The following is a 16,627-nucleotide window of genomic DNA, read 5'->3' as shown; positions in this document are numbered from 1 at the left end:
CCGATATCGGGCACGGGTCTAGGACTTGCGCTCGGCCGCGACCTTCAGCGCGGCCAGGCGTCGATCCCAGACCGCGGCCGCACTCGTCAGCCACCGCGCCGCCGCGTCCAGCGGAGCCGGGCGCAGCTCGTACATCACCTCCCGGCCACTGCGGTGGGAGGTGACCAGCCCGGCCTCGGCGAGGACGACCAGGTGCTTGGCCACGGCCTGCCGGGTCACGGTGAGGTCGGCGGCGATCGCGGTGGCGCTGGCCTGGCCCGTCCGAGCGATCACGTCGACGACCTCGCGCCGCCGCGGGTCGGCCAGCGCGGCGAACACCGCCGCGACCGACCCGGGCGTCCTCACCGAGTCCGCGCTCACGAGCCCTCGACGTGCTGCTTCGCCGCGGTGAGCTCGGTCTCCCAACCCTCGGCGTTGTCCTCGTACGCCTTCTGCCGGACCTCGTCGGCGACGTCACCTTCGGAGAACCCGCGCTCCACGACGCGCACCAGCGTGCCGCCGTCGGCCGGCTCGAGGGTGAAGGTCACGACGGTCGGCAGCAGGCTCGACTCGGGCGCGTCCTGCCGGTTGGTGTCCGCGTCGCCGTTCACCAGCCAGCGGAAGGAGATGGTCCGCTGATCGACGACCTCGGTCGTCTCGATGGGGAACTCGCCCCACTTCTCGTCGGTCACGACGCTCACGCCGTCGCGCTGCTCGATGCGATGCGGCCGGACGGTGCCCTCGTTGATCCACCAGCCGGGCTCGCTGACCAGCGCCCAGACCCGCTCCACAGGTGCGTCGATCCGGATCTCGCGCTCGATCGTGTCGGGAGTGCTCATGTCGGTCATCCTTCCGTCGGCCGTCTCGGTGCAACTCAAAGGTTGCACATAACATCATGACGTGCAACTTCCTGGTTGCATCTGGGTCGTCCGCCTCGGGGTCTCCCCTGACTCCTCCCTCGGGGTCTCCCCTGACTCCTCCCTCGGTCGTACCCGGACTCCTCCGTCAGGGCGATGGGAAACAGGACGCGGCTTCCTACCGTTGAGCGAAGGAGATCCGATCCGCCCAGGGGGGCCGCAGTGCTCGACACCGTCAACACGTTCATCCTCGATCTGGCCGGCCAGCCGTGGGTGTACGCGGCCGTCGGCGCTCTCGGCGCGCTCGACGCGTTCATCCCGCCACTGCCGAGCGAGTCGGCGATCGTCGCGCTGGCCGCACTGGGCCATGCCGGCGGCGTGAACCTCTGGCTGCTGGCCGTCGTCGGCGCGCTCGGTGCGTTGATCGGCGACACGGCCGCGTACGTCATCGGGCGCCGCGTCGGCACCGACCGGTTCGCCTGGCAGCGCGGGCCGAAGATCACCTCGGCCATCGATCGCGCGGGGCGGGAGCTCGACCGGCGGGGCGGGATGCTGATCTTCACCGCTCGCTACATCCCGGTGGGACGCATCGCGGTGATGCTGGCCGCCGGTGCGACCGGCATGCGGGCCAGGCGGTTCCTCGCGTACGCCACGATCGGGTGCGCGGCGTGGTCCGGGTGGTCGGTCGTCGTCGGAGCCGTCGCCGGGCATCTGCTCGGGGACAACCCGTTGCTCGCCGCGGCCGTCGGGATCGCCATCGCCCTGACCATCGGCCTCGGCGCGGACCGGGTCGCGAGCCGCTACCGCGGTCAGCCGGCGCCCGAGTCGGGCCGGCGCGAGCGCGAGCGCGTCGACGCCTGAGGTCTCACTCGGGTGCCGGCACGATGAGCCGACCCGTGCGATCAGGGCGATTCAAGGGAGAAGAAGAGAAAGCAGAGGAAGCGGCGGCCCTCGGGAGGCAGCAGCTCGACGGGCGTGTCGGGCAGGGCGGAGGGCTCGGTCACGGTCGTGATGACCAGACCGGCGTCGACGAACGCGTTCAGGACGTCCTGCAGGGGGCGGTGCCAGTAGGTCATGACGAACGTCGTGCCGTCGAAGTCGTAGTCCTCGGAGTACTGGGTGAGAGCGAAGTAGTCGGCGTCCTGGTAGCAGAACGCGTAGACGAACGGATGGATGATCGACACGATCAGCCGTCCTCCGGGCTTGAGCACGCGACGCATCTCGGCGAGCGTGGGAGCCCAGTCCTTCACGTAGTGCAGCGCGAGCGAGCACATGACGAGGTCGAACTCGTCGTCGCCGTACGGCAGGGGCGCGGCGAGGTCGGCCACCCGGAGGTCGATCTCGGCGTCGAGGCGTTCCTCGGCCAGGGCGACGAGGGCCGGGCTGAGGTCGAAACCCGACACCGTGGCACCGCGGTCGTGCAGGGCTGCTGCCAGCGGCCCGTGGCCGCAGCCGGCGTCGAGGACGCGCATACCGGCGACGTCGCCTCCCAGCCGAAGCATCTCCGGTCGCCCGTACCACGCGTTGAACAGGCCGTTGTCGTTCGCTTCGGCGTACACCGCCGCCAGCTCGTCGTAGTCCGCTGTGCCGAGGGACGCATCGCTGCTGGTCATGGTCATGGGCCTCTCACAGATCCGAAACGCGGTGGCGGTGATGTCGTGAAGTATCGCGGCGGGCCGGGCGTGCGATGTGCTGATCCACGAGGGTGGACGTTGAGCTCCGGCGCCTGCTGCCACCCGTCTCTCGAGCGGCCAGGCCTCAGTCGGCTCGGAGGGTGAACTCGTTGCCGTCCACGTCCGCCAGCTCGATGCCGTCCGCCATCTCCTCCAGCCGGGTGGCGCCGAGCGCGACCAGCCGGTCCGCCTCGCGGTCGGGGTCGGCGGCGCGCAGGTCGAACCGCTGGCGGTTGCGTCCGTGCCGGGGTTCGACGGGCTCGCCGCCCCACGAGACCTTGGTGCCACCGCGCGGCGACTGGACGGCCGTCTCACCGTTCTCGTCCCACACCAACGACCAGCCGAGTGCGTCCCGCCAGAACAGGCCGACGTCCCGGGTCCCGTCGCAGGTCACCTCGCCGAGGAACCCGGTGCCGCTCAGGAACCCGTTGCGCGGCTCGATCACGCAGTGCGCGTGGCCGCCGGGGTCGGCGAAGACGACGAACTCGTCCTCGGGGTCCTGGCCCACGTCGGCGTGCCGACCGCCGAGCGACAGGATCGTGTCGACCGTGCGCTGCTGGTCCTCCGCCGTCGTGCTGGTCAGGTGCAGGTGCAGCCGGTCCGGCCCGACGCGCGGCGCATCGGAGGTCACGAACCTCAGCCCGACCCGGGTCTCGTCGCCGGGAACGAGGGCTCCGGCCGACTCCGGGACCACGTCCCGTCCGAGCACGCCGGCCCAGAAGGTCGCCGACACGGACGCGTCCGGCACGTCGAAGGTCACTGCCTCCAGTCGCGACACCATCTGTGCACGGTAGGGCGGCACCCACCGCCGCGGCACCCGGTTTCCGGGCCGGCGGACCCGGCGCCGCAGGCCCAGAACCTCTCTGGTCCAGTGGACCCATGCAGATCAGGCCGTACGCCGACGCCGACTGGGCAGGCGTCGCACCCATCGTCCTGGACGTCGTCCGCTCGGCCGACACGTTCCCGTACGACCCGGACACCTCGGTCGAGACGCTGAGGAGCATCTGGATCGAGCAGCCGCCGGGACTCACCGTGGTCGCGACCGACGGCGACACCTACCTCGGCACCGCCAAGATGGGCGCCAACCGGCCGCGTCCGCACGACCACGTCGCGACCGCGAGCTACATGGTGAGCCGCGGGGCGCGCGGACGCGGGGTCGGCCGGGCGCTGGTCGAGCACAGCCTCGACTGGGCGCGGGCTGCGGGGTTCAGCGCCATCCAGTTCAACGCGGTCGCCGCGAGCAACGTCGGGGCGGTCGGGCTGTACGAGTCGCTCGGGTTCTCGGTCATCGGCACCGTGCCGCAGGCGTTCCGGCACCCCACGGACGGGCTCGTCGGCCTGCACGTGATGCACCGCTTCCTCTGAGCGCACCGGCCGGTCAGGCCCTCGCCCAGCGGTCGGCGCGGATCAGGCGAGGGTGAGGAAGAGCTTCTCCATCGTGGCCTGGTCCTCCTCGCTGATCCCGTCCGCCGAGGTCAGGCACTCGCGCAGGCCGGAGGAGACGATCGCGAAACCCGCGCGGTCCAGGGCGCGGTTGACCGCAGCGAGCTGGGTGACGACGTCCTTGCAGTCGCGACCCTCCTCGATGAGGCGGATGACGCCGCCGAGCTGGCCCTGGGCGCGGCGCAGCCGGTTGATGACGGGCGTCATGTCGTCGGTGTTCAGAGTGACCATGGGGACCATCCTCCGTCGTGTCAGGCGGTCAGTGCGTTCAGGGCCGCGGTGATGCGGTCGCGGGCGTCCGCCGCGACGTCGGCCAGGCGGTCGTTGCCGGTGACGGAGACCATCGCCTGCGGGTCCATCGCCTCGACCACGGTGGTGCGCTCGTCGACCGCGCGAACGACCACGTTGCACGGCAGCAGGACGCCGATGGACGGCTCGGCCTGCACGGCCGCCAGCGCCAGCGGCGGTCGGCACGCTCCCAGGATCACCTGGGGCGGCAGGTCGGCGCCGACCTTGGCCGCGAGGGTCGCCGCCAGGTCGATCTCGGTGAGGACGCCGAAGCCCTGGTCGGCGAGCGCCGACCAGGTGGCCTGCAGAGTGTCGGCGAACGGCGTGCTGACGGTGGTGCTCAGGGCGTAGGTCATGCGTTCTCCTCGGTCGTGGCGGTCACGTCGGTCGGCTCGGTCAGGTCAGGCGGTGGCGAGCTGGGCGCGGACGTCGTCCATGTCCAGGTCGCGCACGGCCCGGATGACGTCGTTCAGGGCGCTCGCGGGGAGCGCTCCGGGCTGGGCGAAGACGAGGACGCCGTCGCGGAACGCCATCAGGGTCGGGATGGACGTGATGTCGGCGGCGGCCGCGAGCTCCTGCTCGGCCTCGGTGTCGACCTTGCCGAACACGATGTCGGGGTGCTGCTCCGACGCCGCTTCGTACACGGGCGCGAACTGGCGGCACGGGCCGCACCAGGACGCCCAGAAGTCGACGAGGACGATGCCGCCCCCGGTGACGGTGGGCTCGAAGTCGGCTCGGGTGAGGTTCTGCGTGCTCATGACAGTGCTCCTTGCGTCCGTTGATCATATACCTGCTGGGGTATGTAGCGCTGGTCCACGGCGAGTCATTCCCGCACCGCGCACTATGCCCTGTGGGGTATGTCACTCGCGGACCGCACGATGGTTCGCCGAGTTGACACAGATACCCCCTGGGGTACTAGCGTCGGGGCGACTTCATACCCCAGGCCGTATCGACGACCCCGCCCACCATGGAGATCCCGTTGACCTCGACGCGCCATCAGACCGTCATCGATCCGCCGGCACCGCCCGAGACCGGCGCTCCCCCGAACGACACCTCGCCGCGCGGACTCGCCCGCCTCGGCGCGTGGTCCGCCTCCCACCTCGGTCGCGTCCTCGCGCTCTGGGTGCTCGTCCTGGTGGTCTTCGGCGCCTTCGCCCCGAAGGTCGAGACCGCGCTCGCCGGCGCGGGCTGGCAGGACAGCGGCAGCCAGTCGGTCCAGGCGCGCGACGTCGTCCAGCAGCACTTCCAGGGCAACGGCTCGACCGCACTGCAGGTGGTGGTGCGCCGCGCGGACGGACCGATCGCGAACGACCGCGAGGCGCAGCACGTCATCGCTCAGGTCGAGCAGCTGCTGAAGGGCGACCCCCGGGTCAGCACGGTGACCGGGCCGCAACCGGGCTCGAGCCTGTCCCGCGACGGCCGTACGGCGATCGTCCAGGCCGGCGCCGCCGCCGACCCGAACACGATGGTCCGCGCCGCGGACGACCTCGGGAAGCCGCTGGCAGACCTGGCGACGCCCGGCGTGTCGGTGAACCTCACCGGCAGTAGCGCCCTGTGGTCGAACTTCAACGAGGTCAACCACACCGCGATGATCCGGTCGGAGGTCCTGTCCTGGCCGGTGACCCTGGTCGTCCTGGTCATCGCGTTCGGCGGCCTCGTCGCCGCCGGGCTTCCGCTGATGCTCACCATCGTCGGTCTGCTCACCGCGGCCGGCGCCCTGGTCATCGCGACCCACGTCGCGCCGGTCAGCGTCTGGGCGCTCAACTTCGCGATGATGTTCGCGCTCGCACTCGGGATCGACTACGCGCTCTTCCTGGTCGTGCGGTTCCGCGCCGCGCTCGCCCGTCGTGGTGCCGTGCCCGGTGACCGCGCCGCCGCGGTCGACGCCGTCGCGGAGACGATGGGCACCGCCGGCAAGGCGGTCGCCTTCTCCGGCGCCACCGTGCTCGTCTCCCTCTCCACGGTCCTGCTCGTCCCCAGCCCGGCGTTCCGCTCGATGGCGCTCGGCATCATGCTGGCGGTCGTCGCGGTCCTCGCGGCAACCCTCACCCTGCTGCCGGCCGTCCTGGGCAGGCTCGGTACCCGGATCGACGCCGGCCGCGTACGCCTCCCCGGTCGGCTGCGTCGCCGCGGCCGTGGGACCGGCACCGAGGTCACCGCACCGTCCGCTCCGCGCGGCATGGACCGGCTGATGGACCGGTGGGGCGCGCTGCTGCACCGCCGGCCGTGGACCGCGGGTGCGGTCGTCCTGATCGCCCTCGCCGCGCTCGCGGCGCCGGCCCTCGGTCTGCGTACGGGCATGCCGTCGATCTCGATCATCCCGGCAGACCAGTCGGCTCGCGCGGGATACGCGCAGGTCACCGAGGCGTTCGGGCCCGGCGCTCCCGGCACACTGCAGGTCCTGACCCCGACCTCGGAGACCGACCGCGCCCGCGCGGCTCTGGCGAAGGACTCCGGCATCGCGGCGACCCAGCCCGTCGGGGAGAGCGGCGGCTGGTCCATGACCATGGCGATCCCGACCACCGACGCGTCCGCACCCGCGACCGGCGCGACCATCGACCGCATCCGGTCCGAGCTGCCGCCGGGAGCCCTCGTCGGCGGGGCCGCCGCCGAGAACCACGACCTGGAGAAGGTGCTGTCCTCGCGGACGCCGCTGGTCTTCGGGCTGCTCGTCGGGCTCGGGTTCCTGCTGCTGCTCGTCGCGCTCGGCAGCCCGCTGGTGGCCGCCGTCGGGACGATCACCAACCTCGCCTCCATCGCGGCGGCGTTCGGTGTCGCGAAGCTGATCTTCGGGGACGGCCACCTGTCCGGGCCGCTGAGCTTCGAGCCGCAGGGCTTCGTCGACGCCTGGGGGCCGCTGTTCTTCGGCGCGATGCTGACCGGCGTCGCGATGGACTACACCCTGTTCCTGCTGTCCGCGGCCCGCGAGCACTACGACAGCTCCGGCGACCCGCAGCACGCGATGCGCGAGGCGCTGCGAACGTCCGGGCGCGTCGTCGTGGCCGCCGCCGGCGTGATGGTCGCGGTGTTCCTGACGTTCGCGCTGTCCGGCCCGCTCGCACCCAAGGAGATGGGCATCATCCTGGCCGTCGCCGTGTTCCTGGACGCCCTGTGCATCCGGCTCGTGCTGCTGCCGGTGGTGCTGCGGGTGACCGGCCGCGCCGCGTGGCACACGCCGGCCTGGTTGGCGCGCGTCCTGCCGAAGGTCCGCTTCTCGCACTGACCCTCTCCCCTTTCCTGACCGAGTGCGCGTGTCCTGCTGCTTATTCGCACGGAATCGCACAGGACACGCGCACTCGGCCGAAGGGGGTGTGCGGGTGAGTCGGCCTCAGCCAGCGGTGCTGGAGGGGTTGCGGCGGTACGCGGTGTCGAGGGCGAGCGCCCACTCGCGCCGGCCGATGGAGGCGTTGGCCGCCACCTCACGCAGCCGCCAGCGTCGCAGCGGCGCGCGCTCGGCCGCCGGCGTCGCGATGCGCCCGATCGCGGCCAGCGACCCGACGATCATGCTCAGGACGACCCCGATCACGGGCAGCATCGCCAGGGCGGCCATCACCGGAACCCCGCGGGACGCAGGTGCACCCGCCCGGTCGGACGGTGCTGGACGGGCCGCGCCGGAGTGGCCTCCAGGGCGGCGAGGTCGGCGCGGACCCGGTCGCCGTCCCGCGTGCCCGGCTGGGGCGGCGGACCGGCGGCGCGCACCCGCCGCTGGGTGTGCTCGATCGCCGCGACGATCCCGGCGACCAGGGCGATGACGAACAGTGCAGCCATGGTCTTTCCTCCTGATCCGAAGCCTCCGTCCGAAGGCGTCCGGAGTCCAGGTTGGGCCCGATGACCGTTTAGCACCAGCGCGCATTCTTGAGGTGTACCCGTTAGCATTGCTTCATGTTCGATCTCCAGCGTCTGAGGGCCCTGCACGCGGTCCGGCAGCACGGCTCCGTGGCCGCCGCGGCGGACGCCCTGGGCTTCACGCCGTCGGCGGTCAGCCAGCAGATCGGCAAGCTCGAGCGCGAGGTCCGCTCGCCCCTGCTCGAACGCGCCGGCCGCGGCGTCATCCTGACCGACGCCGGCCTCGTGCTCGCCGACGCGACGGACAGCATCCTCACCACCACCGAGCAGGCGAGCGCGGACCTCGAAGAGCTGCGGTCAGGGGTGGCCGGGACTTTGCGAGTCCTGTGCTTTCCCACCGCGATTCGCGGTCTGGTCGGTCCGGCGCTCGGCGAGCTGCGGCGTACCACACCGGACCTCACCGTGCTGATGGAAGAGACCTGGATCCGCACCACCGAACGCATCGAGGCCGGGCACGCCGACCTCGCGATCGCGCACGACTGGGTGGACTCGCCGATCGACCTCCCCGCGCATCTGAGCCAGGCGCCGCTGATGGAGGACCCCGTCGACGTCCTGCTGCCCGCCGAGCATCCGCTCGCCGGCCGCGACGACGTCCTCATCGACGACCTGCTCGACGCGCCGTGGATCATCGACACCAACGACGGGAGCATCTGCAGCCAGTGGCTGCGCTCCCAGATGGCTGCGCGCGGCCGGATCCCTGACATCGTCCACCGAGTCGACGAGTACCCCTCGCAGATCGCGGTCGTCGCGGCCGGACTCGGGGTGAGCACGCTGCCGCGACTCGGCCGTCCGGACCTGCCGAGCACGGTCCGGACGGTCCCCCTGCGCGGTGAGCGGCCCGTACGGCGGGTGTTCACGGTGTGCCGGCGCGCGTCGTCGCGGCGACCGGCGATCCGCACCCTGATCGACGCGCTGCGCGCCCGGGCCGACCACCCGTAGGGTCGGTGCATGGCGAGCAAGGGCGGCTCACCCGCCACCGAGCTGACCGTCGGCGAGCGCACCGTGCGCATCTCCAACCCCGACCGCGTGTACTTCCCGGCGCGCGGTGAGACCAAGCTGGACCTCGCGAGCTACTACCTCTCCGTCGGCGACGGCATCGTCAACGCACTGCGCGAGCGGCCCTGCATGCTGCACCGCTACCCCACCGGCGTCACCGGCGAGAAGGTCCACCAGAAGCGGCTCCCCCGCGGCGCGCCCGACTGGGTCGAGACCGTCGAGCTGCACTTCCCGAGGTGGGGACGCACCGCCGACGAGCTGTGCGTCACCGAGCTCGCCAGCGTGATCTGGGCGGTGCAGATGTCGACGGTCGAGTTCCACCCGTGGAACTCCCGGCGCGCCGACACCGAGCGCCCGGACGAGTGGCGCATCGACCTGGACCCGATGCCGGACTGCCCGTTCGACCGCGTACGGCGGGTTGCGCACGTTGCGCACGAGGTGCTGAACGACCTTGGTGTGCAAGGCTTTCCGAAGACGTCGGGCGGATCCGGGCTGCACGTGTACGTCCGGATCGAGCCGGAGTGGGGCTTCCAGGACGTGCGCCGGGCTGCGTTCGCGTTCGCGCGCGAGGTCGAGCGACGGGCCCCGGAGGACGTCACCACCACCTGGTGGCGCAAGGACCGCGACCCGACGACGGTGTTCGTCGACTACAACCAGAACACCCGGGACCACACCATCGCGAGCGCGTACTCCGTGCGCGGCAACCCCGAGGCGACCGTCTCCACCCCGATCCGCTGGGACGAGGTGGACGACGTCGAGCCGCGCGAGCTGACCATCGCGACGGTGCCCGCCCGGTACGCCGACCTGGGCGACCTGCACGCTGACATCGACGCGACCGCGTACCGGCTGGACACGCTGCTGGAGTGGGCCGAGCGGGACGAGGCGCAGGGCGCCGAGCCGCCACCTGCCGAGGACGCCTGAGCGCGCGCCCCGTCCGCCCGGCACCGCCCGCCCCGTGCGCCCCGCCCGGCCAGGTAACTGAGTCACTCGAATCTGACGCACACGCAAGGCGGTCAGATGTGAATGACTCAGTTGTCTGGCTGGGGGGTGGGGGCGCGGTGGCGGCGGGCCGTCAGAGGGAGGCGATCGTCGCGCCGCCGACGGGGCGGTGGCGCCGGCGGTCCGGCTCGAACCCGTGCCGGACCCCCCACAGCACCGCCTGGCTCCGGCTGGTCACGCCGATCTTGCGGTACGCCGTGCGGATGTAGGACTTCACCGAGTTGATGGACAGGTGGGTCTGCGCGGCGATCACCGTGTTGGGCAGGCCCTGGGTGATCAGCGCCAGCACCTCGGCCTCGCGCGGCGCGAGCGCCTCCTCGCGCCCGGGCCACTCCCCGGCGACCTGACCGTGGCCGGTCGGCGTGGACACCACCGTCTCGCCGCGGTGGACGCGTTCGAGTGCGTCGACGAGAGCGGCGGCGGGCAGCGACCGGGCGAGGTACCCGCTGGCTCCGCGGGACAGCGCCTGCTGCACCAGCTCCTCGTCGAAGTTCCAGGTCAGGACGGCGACCCTGCCGACCCGGGGGTGGCGGGCGAGCCGCGCAACCTCACCGGTGCCACCCTGGTCCTGGGCGAAGGTGTCGTAGAGGGCGATGTCGACCTGTCGTGGGTTGTCCCCGTCCAGGTCCTGGTCCACGATCATCACCCGTGACTCGTGCCGGTGGAGCATGGCGTGCAGGCCGCGCACGATCGCGCTGTACTCGGTGACGACCGAGATGCGCAACGGTTCGCTCTGGCTCACGGGCCCCAACCTGCCTTGCTCGGCGGGTGATGCGGGTTCACCCGAAAGGGTGGCTCCGGGTGTGCTACAGGGTGCTGTTCTCCCACTGTAGGCGCGTTCGCAGGTGGACGGCGGAGACCGACGAGCCGTACCTCCCGCGCCGGACCGGTCCCTAGGGTGGGAGCGTCCTCGATGCGGACGGAGAGCGGTGTGACCGAGAGTGGCGCGACGGCGGTGCCGGTACCCGCTGTGGCACGCCTGCGCCCGTGGATGCGGCGGCTGCTGATCCTCGTCGGGGTCCTGGTGCTGGCGCTGGTCGGCTACCTCGCCGGCATCGCCACCACCACCGTGCTGCCGACGCAGGTGCAGACGACGTACTACCGCGCGGACGTCGTCCTGCACGCCTGGCCGTCGTCCACCCTGAAGGCCTCGACCGTGTTCGGGGACGTGGACGTGCACTTCGACAGCCCCGTCCCGGCCCCGGGCATCCAGGTCGATCCGCAGGTCAAGCGGGACGTCACCGACCTGTTCGCGCGCGAGTCGCTGTCGGTCGACACGTTCCGCCCGTCGGACGCGGAGATCCGGGACGCGGCCCGGTCGGCGCTCGTCGGCGTCGCCGTACGGTTCGGCGCCGGGTTGCTGCTCGCGGAGGCGGCGATGCTGACGCTGCTGGCGCTGGGCCGGCGTCACCACCGCCGACCGAGTGGTCGCCAGATCCGGGTCGTCGCCGTCGCGGCGGTCATCGGCGTGCTCGTCCCGACGCTCGCCGGGTGGCAGACCTACCGCGGCGACCGGGTGGCGACGATCCGGGCGACCAGCCTGCTCGGCACCGTCCGCTCGAACGCGGGGCTGCTGACCGACGTCCGTACGCGGGCGCAGCAGGTCTCCCGGTACGTCACGAACGTGCTCGCGCTGTCGCAGTCGCTGCAGGACTCGCTCGTGCCGCAGGAGCTCAACCAGGCGCCGGCGGTCCGGCTGCTGCTGGTGAGCGACATCCACGGTGCGAACCAGTACCCCATCATCAAGCGCCTCATCGCCGACGAGAAGATCGACGCGGTCGTCGACTCCGGCGACCTGGTCAACTTCGGCACCGTCCAGGAGGCGGAGGCCGCCGGGTTCTTCACCTCGATCCAGGACCTGGGCGTGCCGTACCTGTTCGTCCGCGGCAACCACGACGCGACGAGCGCCGACGACCAGGCCCTCCTCGCCCGGCTCTCCCGCGTCCCGAACGTCGTGCTGCTGGAGCCGAGTCCTGGCCGTTACCAACAGGTCTCGGTCGGCGGCGTCACCGTCGGCGGCTTCAACGACCCGCGCTACTACGGCGACGAGGACCGCAAGAACGACGAGAAGCAGAAGCCGCGGCAGAAGGCGTACGCGTCGGCGTACGCGGGGCGCGAGCTGCCCGACGTCGTCGTGAGCCACGAGCCGGCCGCGGTCGAGGGCATCAGGAGCAAGGGCCTGCTGGTGGACGGCCACGTCCACACGCCGGCCCTCGACGGCAACCGCGTGACGGTGGGCACCTTCACCGCCGGCGGTATCTTCGGCGAGCGCATCTCCGAGGGCACCCGCGAGGACGCCGAGCGCGTCACCGCCTCCTACTTCTTCGACATCGCGGTGTACGGCCGGTCGTGCTCGCTGATCAACCTCACCCGCTACTCCTTCCGCAGCGTCGTCGAGGGGCGGCCGGCGTACGACAGCCTGAACGTCGTCAACGGTCGGGCGATCGTCGACCAGGCGCGCTCGGGCCGGACCTGCGGCACCGACCAGGGCGTGTCCCGGACGACCGTGCCCGCGCCGTGAGGCAGCGCCCGGGCTCCGCCGGCACGCAGGGCCCGGGCCACGTCGGCGTTCCGGTGGCGGAACAGATCGTCGGGTCGTAGTCCCCCGTACGGACTCGTCGTCGGCCACGCTGAGGACTTCGGTTACATCGTTGGAAGCATCGAGACCACATCGAGGTGGACACCCATGCGCGGACGAGCCAGGCGCACGCTGTCAGCAACGATCGGAGCGGTGACGGCGACGGCCATGGTCGCCGCCGGGCTGACGCTGGGGTCCGCCCCCGCGTACGCCGCCCCTCCCGGCGACTTCTCGACGTCGTTCGAGACCGGGCAGCCCCAACCCGCGGTCTCGACCGCCGAGATCGGCGCCGACGGCAAGCCGCGCCAGGCGAACGTCATCGGCGCGCTCTACCCGCCGGGCAGCCTGATGGGTGACGTCGACAAGGTCACCGCGAGCGAGGAGAACACCCCCGACGAGGTGGGCGGCAACCTCACCGACGGCGACGCCAACACCAAGTGGCTCGCGTTCACCACCAAGGCGTGGGTCCAGTACGACATGACCACGCCGGTCAAGGCCGTCACCTACAGCCTGACCTCGGCCAACGACGCCCCCACCCGCGACCCGAAGGACTTCGCGCTGCAGGGCTCGACCGACGGGAAGACCTGGGTCGACCTGGACACCCAGGCCGGGTTCACCTTCCCCGCGCGGTTCGCGACCAAGAAGCTCACGATCGCGACACCGGCCGCGTACCAGCACTACCGGCTGAACGTCACCGCCACCGCCGGGGCGTCCCTCCTCCAGCTCGCGGACTGGACGCTGTCGGACGGCTCGACCACCCAGCCCTCCGACAGCCCGATGGTCAGCAAGGTCGGCAACGGGCCGATCTCCGGCTACAACATCAAGCCCGGCGTCGGCTGGACCGGCACCAAGGCGCTGCGCTTCGGCGGCAGCCACACCGCGGCCGGGCGCGGCTACGCCTGGAACCGGCTGTACGACGTGAAGATCCCGGTCGGCCCGAAGTCCCGGCTGACGTACAAGATCTTCGCGGACATGATCAGCGACGACCTGACGTACCCGTCGACGAACTCGGCGGTCGACCTGCGCTTCACCGACGGCACCTACCTGTCGGACCTGAACCCGGTCGACGACCACGGCATGGCCGCCTCGCCGAGCGGACAGGGCGCGGCCAAGAAGCTGTACGCGAACCAGTGGAACTCCGTACGGGTCGACATCGGCAGGGTCGCCGCCGGGAAGACCATCGACCGGATCCTCGTCGGGTACGACAACGCCAAGGCCTCGGACGGCACGCGGTTCGCCGGGTGGCTGGACGACCTGACCGTCCAGGGCAAGCCCGCCGCGATCAACGGCAACGACCTGACCACCTTCGTGGACGTGCGACGCGGCACCAACTCCTCGGGCTCGTTCTCGCGCGGCAACAACCTGCCGATCTCGGCCGTGCCCAACGGGTTCACCTTCTTCACCCCGGTCACCGACGCCGACTCCAGCTCGTGGGAGTACAGCTACCAGTCGCAGAACAACGCCCAGAACAAGCCCGTCCTGCAGGGCCTGGCCGTCTCGCACGAGCCGAGCCCGTGGATGGGTGACCGCAACCAGCTGTCGGTGATGCCGTCGCCGGCGTCGGGCGTGCCGTCCGGGGCGCCGGCGCAGCGCGGCCTGGCGTTCGACCACGCCACCGAGGTCGCCCGGCCGGACTACTACAAGGCCGACCTGGAGGGCGGCATCCGCGCGGAGACCGCTCCGGGTGACCACGGCGGGATCATGCGCTTCACCTTCCCCTCCTCCGCCCGGACGGGGTCCCTGGTCCTGGACACCGTGAGCGACCAGGGGTCGTTCACCGTCACGCCCGGGTCGAAGGTCGTCACCGGCTGGGTGGACGACGGCAGCGGGCTGTCCGCCGGCCGCAGCCGGATGTTCGTCTACGGCGAGCTGGACCGCGCGCCGACGGCCGCCGGTACCGCGCCGGGCAGCCACACCGGCACCCGGTACGCGACCTTCGACACCTCGTCGAGCAAGCAGGTCGTGCTACGGCTGGCGACGTCGTTCATCTCGCTCGACCAGGCAAGGAAGAACCACATCCAAGAGCTGTTCGGGCGCTCGTTCGACACCGTCCGCAAGGCGGCGAACACCGCGTGGAACCAGCGGCTCGGCGTGGTCCGGGTCAAGGGTGCGCGCGAGTCCGACGAGACCACGCTCTACTCCAACCTCTACCGGCTCAACCTCTACCCGAACAGCCAGTTCGAGAACACCGGAACCGCCGTACGGCCGCGTTACCAGTACGCGAGTCCCGTTGCGGCCCGGACCGGTTCGCCGACGCCGACCCAGACCAACGCGGCGATCAAGGACGGGAAGATCTACGTCAACAACGGGTTCTGGGACACCTACCGGACGGTGTGGCCCGCGTACTCGCTGCTCTACCCGGACGTGGCGGCCCAGCTGGTCGACGGCTTCGTCCAGCAGTACCGCGACGGCGGCTGGGTGGCTCGGTGGTCCTCCCCCGGCTACGCGGACCTGATGACGGGGACCAGCTCGGACGCCGCGTTCGCCGACGCCTACCTCAAGGGGGTGCGGCTGCACGACCCGATGAGCACGTACGACGCCGCGCTGCGCAACGCGACCGTCCGGCCGCCGAGCTCCGCCGTGGGCCGCAAGGGCATCACGACCTCCACGTTCAAGGGCTACACCGACACCTCGACCGGGGAGAGCGTGTCCTGGGGCCTGGAGGGGTTCATCAACGACGCAGGCGTCGGTGACATGGCCGCCGCGCTCGCGAAGGACCCGGCCACCCCGGCCGCGCGGCGTGGGCAGCTGACGGAGGAGGCGCAGTACTTCCAGCGTCGCTCCACCGGCTACGCCACCGTGTTCAACCCCGCGACCGGCTTCTTCCAGAGCCGGACGCCCGCGGGCGCGTTCCCCGCGACGTTCGACCCGCAGGTGTGGGGCAACCCCTACACCGAGACCGACGGCTGGAACTTCGCCTTCCACGCGCCGCACGACGGCAACGGACTGGCCGCGCTCCTCGGCGGGCAGTCGGCGCTGCGCACCAGGCTCGACACCTTCTTCAGCACGCCGGAGAAGGCGGACAAGCCCGGCGCGTACGGCGGCACGATCCACGAGATGCTCGAGGCTCGCGACGTCCGGATGGGCCAGCTGGGGCAGAGCAACCAGGTGTCCCACCACATCCCGTACATGTACAACTACGCGGGCGCTCCGGCGAAGACGGCCGAGAAGGTCCGGGAGATCACCCGCCGGCTGTACGTCGGTGAGGACATCGGCCAGGGCTACCCGGGCGATGAGGACAACGGCGAGATGTCGGCCTGGTACGTCCTCAGCTCGCTGGGCATCTACCCGCTGCAGGTGGGGTCGGACCGCTGGACGGTCGGCTCGCCGACGTTCGCGCAGATGACCGTACGGCGGCCCGGCGGCAACCTGGTCGTCACGGCCAAGGGCAACTCGGACCGCAACGTCTACGTCCAGAGCCTGACGGTCAACGGCGTCCCGCAGCAGAGCCTGTCGATCAGCCAGTCGGCCCTGACGAAGGCGAGCCGCATCGACTTCACCATGGGCGGGTCGCCGTCGTCCTTCGGCACGCGTCCGCAGGACGCGCCGCAGGGTCCGACGCCGGCCGGGCAGAAGCCGACGCCGCTCGCGGACGTCACGGGCCCGGGTCGCGGGACGGGTTCGGCGGCGGCGGTGTTCGACGACACCTCGGCCACCGAGGCGACGTTCGACTCGGCGACGCCGACCGTCTCGTACACCCTGTCCGGCGCCGCGAACTCCGTCGGCTGGTACACCCTGACCTCCGGGTCGAAGCCGGGTGACCTCAGCGCCTGGCGGCTGGAGGGGTCGACCGACGGGACGACGTGGACGACCCTGGACCAGCGGACGGGCCAGACGTTCACCTGGCGCGGTCAGACCCGGCCGTTCAAGATCGCGAAGCCCGGCTCGTACACGCGGTTCCGCCTGGTCGCCACGGCCAGCACCACGGCGACGCCTTCCCTGGCCGAGCTGGAGGTGCTGAGGTAGGA

General features: G+C 71.5%; 17 protein-coding genes. 7 read left to right on the top strand and 10 right to left on the bottom strand.

What is annotated here, in order from left to right:
* Window positions 1–18: 18 nt before the first annotated feature.
* A complete protein-coding gene (locus P4R38_RS16985) occupies window positions 19–360 on the bottom strand; it encodes an ArsR/SmtB family transcription factor (RefSeq protein ID WP_277193206.1) in 342 nt (113 codons plus the stop codon).
* Complete coding sequence (locus P4R38_RS16980) at window positions 357–818, bottom strand: SRPBCC domain-containing protein (RefSeq protein WP_277193205.1); 462 nt, start codon at window positions 816–818, stop codon at window positions 357–359. The genes P4R38_RS16985 and P4R38_RS16980 overlap by 4 nt, the downstream gene beginning before the upstream one ends.
* Before the next feature lie 240 nt (window positions 819–1,058).
* Here P4R38_RS16980 and P4R38_RS16975 point away from each other — a divergent pair, with 240 nt between their 5' ends.
* Window positions 1,059–1,697: a DedA family protein gene (locus P4R38_RS16975; protein WP_277193204.1), complete on the top strand. Its 639-nt coding sequence runs from the start codon at window positions 1,059–1,061 to the stop codon at window positions 1,695–1,697.
* 41 nt (window positions 1,698–1,738) lie between these two features.
* Here the strand turns inward: P4R38_RS16975 and P4R38_RS16970 are convergent, their stop codons facing one another.
* Together P4R38_RS16970 and P4R38_RS16965 are read right to left on the bottom strand one after the other, a co-directional pair.
* The gene (locus P4R38_RS16970) at window positions 1,739–2,449 is read right to left on the bottom strand and encodes a class I SAM-dependent methyltransferase (RefSeq protein WP_277193203.1); all 711 of its coding nucleotides are present in this window, start codon (window positions 2,447–2,449) and stop codon (window positions 1,739–1,741) included.
* 145 nt (window positions 2,450–2,594) lie between these two features.
* A complete protein-coding gene (locus P4R38_RS16965) occupies window positions 2,595–3,290 on the bottom strand; it encodes a VOC family protein (protein ID WP_277193202.1) in 696 nt (231 codons plus the stop codon).
* Between the two features lie 98 nt (window positions 3,291–3,388).
* Here P4R38_RS16965 and P4R38_RS16960 point away from each other — a divergent pair, with 98 nt between their 5' ends.
* Window positions 3,389–3,874, top strand: coding sequence for a GNAT family N-acetyltransferase (locus P4R38_RS16960; RefSeq protein WP_277193201.1), 486 nt, complete (start codon window positions 3,389–3,391; stop codon window positions 3,872–3,874).
* 42 nt (window positions 3,875–3,916) lie between these two features.
* Here P4R38_RS16960 and P4R38_RS16955 read toward each other — a convergent pair whose 3' ends face one another.
* From P4R38_RS16955 to trxA, 3 genes are read right to left on the bottom strand one after another with little or no spacing between them, the layout of a single operon-like run.
* Window positions 3,917–4,183 carry a metal-sensitive transcriptional regulator gene (locus tag P4R38_RS16955; RefSeq protein WP_275239246.1) on the bottom strand — a complete coding sequence of 89 codons (267 nt, stop codon included), beginning with the start codon at window positions 4,181–4,183 and terminating at the stop codon, window positions 3,917–3,919.
* Window positions 4,184–4,203: 20 nt separating this feature from the next.
* Window positions 4,204–4,596 (bottom strand): DUF302 domain-containing protein, encoded by a 393-nt coding sequence (locus P4R38_RS16950; protein ID WP_277193200.1) that lies wholly within the window; start codon window positions 4,594–4,596, stop codon window positions 4,204–4,206.
* A 45-nt stretch (window positions 4,597–4,641) separates the two neighbouring features.
* Entirely contained in the window at window positions 4,642–4,998 is a 357-nt protein-coding gene (gene trxA / locus P4R38_RS16945; RefSeq protein ID WP_277193199.1) for a thioredoxin, read from the bottom strand.
* A gap of 221 nt (window positions 4,999–5,219) precedes the next feature.
* Between trxA and P4R38_RS16940 the strand changes: the two genes are divergently transcribed.
* Window positions 5,220–7,463, top strand: a complete 2,244-nt coding sequence (locus P4R38_RS16940) for an MMPL family transporter (protein WP_277193198.1) — start codon at window positions 5,220–5,222, stop codon at window positions 7,461–7,463.
* Window positions 7,464–7,568: 105 nt separating this feature from the next.
* Here the strand turns inward: P4R38_RS16940 and P4R38_RS16935 are convergent, their stop codons facing one another.
* Both P4R38_RS16935 and P4R38_RS16930 read right to left on the bottom strand, forming a co-directional pair.
* Window positions 7,569–7,790 carry a hypothetical protein gene (locus P4R38_RS16935; RefSeq protein WP_277193197.1) on the bottom strand — a complete coding sequence of 74 codons (222 nt, stop codon included), beginning with the start codon at window positions 7,788–7,790 and terminating at the stop codon, window positions 7,569–7,571.
* Complete coding sequence (locus P4R38_RS16930; protein ID WP_277193196.1) at window positions 7,790–8,008, bottom strand: hypothetical protein; 219 nt, start codon at window positions 8,006–8,008, stop codon at window positions 7,790–7,792. The genes P4R38_RS16935 and P4R38_RS16930 overlap by 1 nt, the downstream gene beginning before the upstream one ends.
* Before the next feature lie 114 nt (window positions 8,009–8,122).
* Here P4R38_RS16930 and P4R38_RS16925 point away from each other — a divergent pair, with 114 nt between their 5' ends.
* Both P4R38_RS16925 and ligD read left to right on the top strand, forming a co-directional pair.
* On the top strand, window positions 8,123–9,025 hold the full coding sequence (locus P4R38_RS16925) for a LysR family transcriptional regulator (protein ID WP_277193195.1): 903 nt from the start codon (window positions 8,123–8,125) through the stop codon (window positions 9,023–9,025).
* A 9-nt stretch (window positions 9,026–9,034) separates the two neighbouring features.
* Window positions 9,035–10,003, top strand: a complete 969-nt coding sequence (gene ligD / locus P4R38_RS16920; protein ID WP_277193194.1) for a non-homologous end-joining DNA ligase — start codon at window positions 9,035–9,037, stop codon at window positions 10,001–10,003.
* A 151-nt stretch (window positions 10,004–10,154) separates the two neighbouring features.
* On the opposite strand, the gene P4R38_RS16915 is transcribed toward ligD, so the two are convergent.
* Entirely contained in the window at window positions 10,155–10,823 is a 669-nt protein-coding gene (locus tag P4R38_RS16915) for a response regulator transcription factor (RefSeq protein WP_277193193.1), read from the bottom strand.
* Window positions 10,824–11,012: 189 nt separating this feature from the next.
* Between P4R38_RS16915 and P4R38_RS16910 the strand changes: the two genes are divergently transcribed.
* Both P4R38_RS16910 and P4R38_RS16905 read left to right on the top strand, forming a co-directional pair.
* A complete protein-coding gene (locus tag P4R38_RS16910) occupies window positions 11,013–12,602 on the top strand; it encodes a metallophosphoesterase family protein (protein ID WP_277193192.1) in 1,590 nt (529 codons plus the stop codon).
* A gap of 210 nt (window positions 12,603–12,812) precedes the next feature.
* Window positions 12,813–16,625 carry a GH92 family glycosyl hydrolase gene (locus P4R38_RS16905; RefSeq protein WP_277193191.1) on the top strand — a complete coding sequence of 1,271 codons (3,813 nt, stop codon included), beginning with the start codon at window positions 12,813–12,815 and terminating at the stop codon, window positions 16,623–16,625.
* The last annotated feature ends 2 nt before the right edge of the window (window positions 16,626–16,627 follow it).

It is taken from the genome of Luteipulveratus flavus (assembly GCF_029439465.1).
Lineage (GTDB): Bacteria > Actinomycetota > Actinomycetes > Actinomycetales > Dermatophilaceae > Luteipulveratus > Luteipulveratus flavus.
This window is presented reverse-complemented; position numbering and strand designations above follow the sequence as displayed.